The following is a 6,255-nucleotide window of genomic DNA, read 5'->3' on the forward strand; positions in this document are numbered from 1 at the left end:
CTATGCCGCCGGTCGCGTGCAGCCCTGGGTCTCGGCGGCGACCTCGCCGGAGCGGCTCGCGACCACTCTCGAGTCCCACCCGCGGGCGGTGTCGAACATCGTCGCGTGGTCGAAGGTGAGTCGCACCGACTTCTGGCATGATCTGCGCTTCCCCGAAGGCGTGGCCTACGAGGACCAGGTGGTCGCCCAGCTGATGTACACGCGGGCACGCGCCTTCGACGTGATCCCCGATGTCGTCGTGCGCTGGCGGCTCCGAGCCGACGGCACCTCGATCACCCAGAGCAAGGCGCAGCTGTCCGTTCTGCGGGACTATCTCGCGGCGCTGCGCAGCGGCATCCGGGTGCTGCATGAGGCCGGGGCGCACGCTTCCGTGACTGCACGGCTGGAGCTGATCCTGGCGATGGACCTCGTGCCGCTTCTCGAGATCGCCGACGCGCATCAGGCGCACGACGACCTCCGTGCGGTGCGCGGACAGCACCTGGCGGATCCCGCCGCTGGCCTCGCCCTTCTCCTGGTCCTCCACGGTCTGGAGAAGACGCGGATCGACCTCGGTGAAGTCGCTCGCCTGCGCGCCCATCTGCCGGTAGAGGAAGAAGGCGTACAGCACGAGGGTGAGCACGATGATCGGGATCTCCTGCGCCGTCGTGTACGAGCCGTCCGTTCCGATCAGAGCGGGGAGGCCGAACGCGAGCGCGACCAGCACCACCAGCATCGACAGATACGCCGACGTGCCGGTGCGGTTGTGCGCCATGCCGCGGTGGCGGAGTCCGCCGAGGAGGAGTGCGAGCCCGATGACGAGATTGAGGATGATCATCGCGACGGCCATGACCGAGTCGCGGGCGATGGTCGCGTGCTCACCAGGACCGAGCATGACCGCGGAGATGAGGATGACCTCGATCAGCACGATAGACAGGGTCAGCACGAGTGAGCCGTACGGGTCGCCGAGCCTGTGGGCGAGAGCCTCGGCCTGTTTGACGACACCGAACGCGCAGACGAGGATCACGACGATGATCGCCCCGAGCGCGATCACGAGTACCGGCACGGGCACAGGGGGCTCCAGAACCGGGCGGAAGAGGAGGAGGGCAGCGAAAGCGCCCCACCCCAATGCGACGCGGACGATATCGGTGACGCCGATCAACTGCTTAAGCTCCGTGCGTGACATCGCCGGACTCCTTCGAGGTGGGGCCGTCCCCGATCTGCCTCACCGTCGGAGGTCGTCCTCCGTCGTCGTTTCCCGCCCCACGGTAGTAAACCGCGTCGGCGCTGTGGTGTTGCGGCGGGAACATTCCGAAAACGGCATGAAAGCCACGAGCACTGAGCGGTGTGTGTTTTTTCCCGGTCAAAAGGAAATTTGACTTCCCCTGGTTCCGGGCTATGGTCGGAGGTTACGCCAGCCACCGAAGGGGAAGCGAGTAACCATGTCCGGAAAGTCCATCCAGGGTCGCGACAGCAAGAAGGCGCCGCAGCTCTCGCTCAAGGAGAAGCGAGCTGCGAAGCGCGAGAAGAACGCCCCGGCCGAGTTCATCAAGCCTCGCAAGGGCGCGAAGGGCTGATCGGATTCGTCCGGCGGGCGCATCCGCGTGGTGCGCCCGCCATGGGGGCGCAGGGTCAACGGAAGACGCGGGTGATCCCACTCTCGATCTGCGCGAGCTGCATGAAGACGAGGAGACGGTGGAGCGGCTTCAGGAGGGTGCGCACCAGGCGCCGGCCACCACGGCGTTGCGTTGCCTCCCACGTGAGGGTCGCGCGGATCTGCGTTCCACCAGCGGCATGTTCGAGTTCGAAGTCGACGAGCCTCGGATTCGATCGGACGGCGTCCGGGTAGGAGAAGCGCCACCGGATGAGGGCGGGCTTCTCGCACTCCACCAGCTCGACGCGCTGTCGCCGGAACTCCTCCTTCACGCGCACGGGTCTGCCGTCCGGGGCTCCTGTCGTGGACTCCGCCTCCCACGGCCCGGTCGTGTCGTGGTCGGCATGGATGGTGCCCACAGCCGGATCCCACTCGGGAATCCGGCCGGCGGATGACAGCAGAGCCCAGACGTCTTCCCGCGAAGCCGGGGCGAAGAGGGAGCGCGTGCCGGACAGCGTGTGCGTGTCGGGCGCCTGCAGCGGCACCAGTCGCAGTCGCTGCACTTCATCCAGGCGAGCGCTGAGGATCTCCGGGTCGACGTCGATTCGTCGCAGGATCTCCTGGATGAGACCGCTCGGTTCGTCGATGAGGGTGCGCAGCACCGCAGCGGAGTCGCCGTGCCGATCCCCGCTCGATGCTTCCTTCAGGACAGTGAGCGCCCGTTCCGTCCACTCGTATCCCGAGGTCTCGTGGAAGACGATGCGACCGAGACCGTCGGTGTCTGAGGCGATGCCCACGAGCTCGAGTTGAGCTGCATGCTGTGCCGCGACCGCCGCGCGGGCCGCATCGAGACCGGCGCCCATGCCGCGCAGGATCTGCCCTCCCGTGTCGGGGTCGATGGTCAGGGCGAGGAGCAGATGATCGATGTCGGCGTCGCGCACTCCGAAGCGTGAAGCCTCCTCCATGGCGGCCAGCGACAGGGTGTGCATCGTGGCGGCGGCGTGGGTGAATCTGCTCATGAGCTCCTCCGGGGAACGGCGATGGTCGGATCGATCCGCTTCGCGTGCTTCTTGTGCACTGCCTGGCGGGTGACGCCCAGGGCATCGGCGATCGCCTGCCAGCTCATGCCGGACCGCAGTGCGGCTTCGACCTGGCGCAATTCGAGTGCGTCCGCGAGCGTGCGCAGCGATGCCACCGCACGCAGGCCCGCACGCGGGTCGGTCGTGTCCGCGGCGATCTGTGCGACATCGAGGGATTCCATGTCGTCAACCTACGTTGCTAACGAGGCGCTGTCAACTTACGTTGCCACGCGTTCGTCAGACGAGGTCTCCGCGATCAGAACGCTCCGATCACGCGTTCCCGGCGCGCATGAACTCCTCGGCCTCGCGCACCTGCTCCGCCGACGGCCGGATGCCGGTGTACAGCACGAACTGCTCCAGCGCCTGCAACGTCGCGACCTCGGCCCCCGTGATCACGGGGGTGCCTGCGGAGCGCACGGCGGCGATCAACGGTGTCTCCGCAGGAAGAGCCACGACATCGAACACCACGGATGCCGCGGCGATCGCGTCTTCCGAGAACGCGAGCGTGTGCTCCTCCGCGCCACCGGCCATGCCGATCGGAGTGACGTTGACGAGGATGTCTGCGGTGGCGTCTCCGACCTCGGCCACCCAGGAGAAGCCGTAGAGGTCGGCGAGCATGCGGCCGTTCCGCTCGTTCCTGGCGACGATCGTCACGCGCGTGAATCCGGCGTCGCGGAACGCGGCGGCAGTGGCCTTCGCCATTCCCCCCGACCCGCGCAGCAGCACCGAGGCCGCGGGATCGAGGCGATCACGTTCGATAAGCTGCGCGATCGCGGAGTAGTCGGTGTTGTGTGCGGTGAGCACGCCGTCATCGTTGACGATGGTGTTGACGGAGTCGATCGCGCTCGCCGAGGGGTCCATCCGGTCGACGAGGGCGATGACGTCCTCCTTGTAAGGCATCGAGATCGCGCATCCGCGGATGCCGAGTCCGCGCACGCCTGCGATCGCCTGGGAGAGGTCAGTGGGGGCGAAGGCCTTGTAGATCCAGTTCAGCCCGAGCGCCTCGTAGAGGTGGTTGTGGAAGCGCGTGCCGTTGTTGCTCGGCCGTGCCGAAAGCGAGATGCACAGCGTCATGTCCTTGTTGAGCAGAGTCACCGGATCAGGCTACTCGCGAGCCGGTCGTCGCGTGCGATGTCGCCGACGCGACCATCCGTCACACACCTGGACGAGACCCGCGGACCCCTCAGGGTCAAGTCCCGACCGCGCCGGTCTAGCCCGGGTGAAATTCGATGGCGGGACGGCGCTTCCTCCCCTATGGTGAAGGTGCATGCACGAGGGGATTGATCGTCTACGTCTCTCCCCACGAGGCGGCGGCCCACCCCAGGGGCAGACGATCTGTGCGTGCGATTGGGCCCTCTCGAGTAGTTCAGTCCCCAATGGGCTACTCGAGGGGGCCGCTATCGTTCGCCCTCGCGACGAAGTTCAGATTTGTCCCCCAAAAGGGGGACAAGGACGTCGAAAAGGAGCTAAGCTGTCTCTGACGCACCCTCCGGTCGTCTTCGGCCCTCATCGCTCCCCCCGCGGTGAGGGCCACACCATTTTCTGGGCGCCTTCTGGGCCGTGCGCCTCCGAACGCGCCGGATGACGGCCGCGTGCCGCTCGTGCAACATTTGGATTACCTTCTTGCAGGTGCTATTCCGCTCGGGGCCTCCTCCGCTAGCGTTAGCGATGTCGGGGCATCCCTGCGTCGGCTTCTTCACCAGCAGAACAGGCAGTACATGAGCACCCAGGGCACGGTTAAGTGGTTCAACTCGGAGAAGGGCTTCGGCTTCATCTCCCCCGACGACGGAGGCGCTGACGTCTTCGCGCACTACTCCGCCATCCAGTCATCCGGCTACCGGTCTCTCGAAGAGAACCAGCGAGTTGAGTTCGATGTGGCGCAGGGCCCGAAGGGCCTGCAGGCAGAGAACATTCGCCCCGTCTGAGACGGGCGAGACACAGAACTCCCCACCGGATCGCGTCCCGATGCGTCATCCGGCGGGGAGTTCTGTGCTTTCCGGGTCCGATTCGGCTCCCTGCACGTGGCGTGTGGTCTGCAGGTCGCGCGCCAGCGCGCCGGTCAGGTCAGCAGCAGAGAGCGGAGTTCGGCCACGGAGGCCACCCGGAACGCGGCCTCGTCACCCTCGTGGGCGTCGCTGAAGCCCCACTCGACGAAGATCACCGGGACGTCGTTGGCGTTGCCACCCTCGACATCGTGGTGCCGATCGCCGATGAGGACGGGGCGTGAGGTGTCGGCGCCGTGCTCGCGCAGCCGACGAAGAGCTTCGGCGACGATGTCGGTCTTCGAGGCGAGGGTCGACTCGTCGGGCGTCGCCCCGACGGTCGTCAGGAATGCGGGCCGGAGTCCGAAGTGGTCGACCAGTGCGTCGACCTGGTTCTCGGGCTTCGAGCTGGCTGTCGCCTGCGGCACTCCCGTAGCGTGCAGTTCGTTGATGAGGTCCACCACGCCGGGGTAGGTCGCGGCGTCGGTCGTGTAGCCGTCGGCCTTGCCGAGCGTGCGGTAGAAGGCGACCGCCTCGGCGGACTGCTCCGGCGTCATGCCCGCCTGGTCCTGGAAGGACTGGAACATGGGCGGGCCGATCCAGTGCACCAGTTCCTCGCGTGTCGGTGCCGGACGCCCGAAGTGGGTGAGCGCGACATTCAGCCGGCGAAGGATGCCGACGGACGCGTCGACGATGGTGCCGTCGACGTCCCACAGCACGCAGGAGTAGGGGGAGTGAGGCATCTCTCCAGCCTATGGGCCGGGACGGCGATGGCCGCTCTTCCTGCACAGGTGTGCAACTGAGTCACTTCTGCACGCCTCATGTGAACGCCTAGTGTCCACATATAAGGTCGTGACAACGGTGGATTCGCGGGCGAGAATAGGGGGCATGTACGTGTCGGTGGAAGTCATCACGATGCTGGCGACAGCAGTGACGCTACTGGTGGCGATCATCAGCGGTTTCGGTTGGATGATCAACCGGATGGACGCGCGATTCGCGGAGGTGGTGGCGACGTTCAATGCGCGGTTCGAAACGCAGGACGCGAAGTTCGATTCGCGGTTCGAAACGCAGGACGCGAAGTTCGATGCGCGGTTTGAAGCGCAGGACGCGAAGTTCGATGCGCGGTTTGAAGCGCAGGACGCGAAGTTCGATGCGCGGTTTGAAGCGCAGGACGCGAAGCTCGATGCGCGGTTTGAAGCGCAGGACGCGAAGCTCGATGCGCGGTTCGACCGTATCGAGCAAGAGATCGTCGAGGTGAAGATCGCGATCGCGCGCCTTGAGGGCCCGACACCCCGGCTCATCGCCGCGCGCTGACGGGCGACGCCTCAGAACAGGCGGGGGATGCCCGACTCGATGCCCTTCATGTCGTCGTAGTCGAGCACCAGGCAGCGGATTCCGCGGTCCTCAGCGAGCACGCGTGCCTGCGGCTTGATCTCCTGCGCGGCGAACACACCCTGCACGGGGGAGAGGTGCGGGTCGCGACCCAGAAGTTCGAGATAGCGGGTCAGCTGCTCCACGCCGTCGATGTCGCCGCGTCGCTTGATCTCGACCGCGATCGCGGCGCCGTCGGCATCGCGCACCAGAAGGTCGACGGGGCCGATGGCCGTCGGGTATTCGCGGCGCA

The 6,255-nt window shown here is 66.4% G+C and carries 8 protein-coding genes and 1 pseudogene; 3 read left to right on the forward strand and 6 right to left on the reverse strand.

Annotated elements, in window-relative coordinates:
- Nucleotides 1-1,162: pseudogene (locus KZA10_RS17795) on the reverse strand (hypothetical protein); the annotation flags it as partial.
- Between the two features lie 256 nt (nucleotides 1,163-1,418).
- Between KZA10_RS17795 and KZA10_RS17800 the strand changes: the two are divergent.
- Nucleotides 1,419-1,553 (forward strand): hypothetical protein, encoded by a 135-nt coding sequence (locus tag KZA10_RS17800; RefSeq protein ID WP_017829963.1) that lies wholly within the window; start codon nucleotides 1,419-1,421, stop codon nucleotides 1,551-1,553.
- 55 nt (nucleotides 1,554-1,608) lie between these two features.
- Here KZA10_RS17800 and KZA10_RS06200 read toward each other — a convergent pair whose 3' ends face one another.
- The 3 genes from KZA10_RS06200 to KZA10_RS06210 form a co-directional block, all read right to left on the reverse strand.
- Nucleotides 1,609-2,589: an SRPBCC domain-containing protein gene (locus KZA10_RS06200; protein ID WP_218682425.1), complete on the reverse strand. Its 981-nt coding sequence runs from the start codon at nucleotides 2,587-2,589 to the stop codon at nucleotides 1,609-1,611.
- A complete protein-coding gene (locus KZA10_RS06205) occupies nucleotides 2,586-2,831 on the reverse strand; it encodes a hypothetical protein (RefSeq protein WP_055871634.1) in 246 nt (81 codons plus the stop codon). Before KZA10_RS06205 ends, KZA10_RS06200 begins: the two co-directional genes overlap by 4 nt.
- An 88-nt stretch (nucleotides 2,832-2,919) precedes the next feature.
- On the reverse strand, nucleotides 2,920-3,744 hold the full coding sequence (locus KZA10_RS06210; RefSeq protein ID WP_308289604.1) for a shikimate 5-dehydrogenase: 825 nt from the start codon (nucleotides 3,742-3,744) through the stop codon (nucleotides 2,920-2,922).
- Nucleotides 3,745-4,367: 623 nt separating this feature from the next.
- Between KZA10_RS06210 and KZA10_RS06215 the strand changes: the two genes are divergently transcribed.
- Nucleotides 4,368-4,574 carry a cold-shock protein gene (locus tag KZA10_RS06215; protein WP_017203899.1) on the forward strand — a complete coding sequence of 69 codons (207 nt, stop codon included), beginning with the start codon at nucleotides 4,368-4,370 and terminating at the stop codon, nucleotides 4,572-4,574.
- 134 nt (nucleotides 4,575-4,708) lie between these two features.
- Here KZA10_RS06215 and KZA10_RS06220 read toward each other — a convergent pair whose 3' ends face one another.
- Nucleotides 4,709-5,374, reverse strand: a complete 666-nt coding sequence (locus KZA10_RS06220) for an HAD hydrolase-like protein (protein ID WP_055875546.1) — start codon at nucleotides 5,372-5,374, stop codon at nucleotides 4,709-4,711.
- Between the two features lie 145 nt (nucleotides 5,375-5,519).
- On the opposite strand from KZA10_RS06220, the gene KZA10_RS06225 reads away from it, so the two are divergent.
- Nucleotides 5,520-5,945 carry a response regulator gene (locus tag KZA10_RS06225; RefSeq protein WP_218682426.1) on the forward strand — a complete coding sequence of 142 codons (426 nt, stop codon included), beginning with the start codon at nucleotides 5,520-5,522 and terminating at the stop codon, nucleotides 5,943-5,945.
- An 11-nt stretch (nucleotides 5,946-5,956) separates the two neighbouring features.
- Here the strand turns inward: KZA10_RS06225 and KZA10_RS06230 are convergent.
- On the reverse strand, nucleotides 5,957-6,255 hold a 299-nt coding region (locus KZA10_RS06230), incomplete at its 5' end, for an endonuclease NucS domain-containing protein (RefSeq protein ID WP_218682427.1).

It is taken from the genome of Microbacterium sp. BF1 (genome assembly GCF_019279095.1).
In the GTDB taxonomy this organism is placed as follows: Bacteria; Actinomycetota; Actinomycetes; order Actinomycetales; family Microbacteriaceae; genus Microbacterium; species Microbacterium maritypicum.

Excerpts from the sequence above, each read along its gene's own strand:
- KZA10_RS17800 (WP_017829963.1), top strand. The coding sequence starts at position 1,419 with ATGTCCGGAAAGTCCATCCAGGGTCGCGACAGCAAGAAGGCGCCGCAG.
- KZA10_RS06200 (WP_218682425.1), bottom strand. The coding sequence starts at position 2,589 with ATGAGCAGATTCACCCACGCCGCCGCCACGATGCACACCCTGTCGCTG.
- KZA10_RS06205 (WP_055871634.1), bottom strand. The coding sequence starts at position 2,831 with ATGGAATCCCTCGATGTCGCACAGATCGCCGCGGACACGACCGACCCG.
- KZA10_RS06215 (WP_017203899.1), top strand. The coding sequence starts at position 4,368 with ATGAGCACCCAGGGCACGGTTAAGTGGTTCAACTCGGAGAAGGGCTTC.
- KZA10_RS06220 (WP_055875546.1), bottom strand. The coding sequence starts at position 5,374 with ATGCCTCACTCCCCCTACTCCTGCGTGCTGTGGGACGTCGACGGCACC.
- KZA10_RS06225 (WP_218682426.1), top strand. The coding sequence starts at position 5,520 with ATGTACGTGTCGGTGGAAGTCATCACGATGCTGGCGACAGCAGTGACG.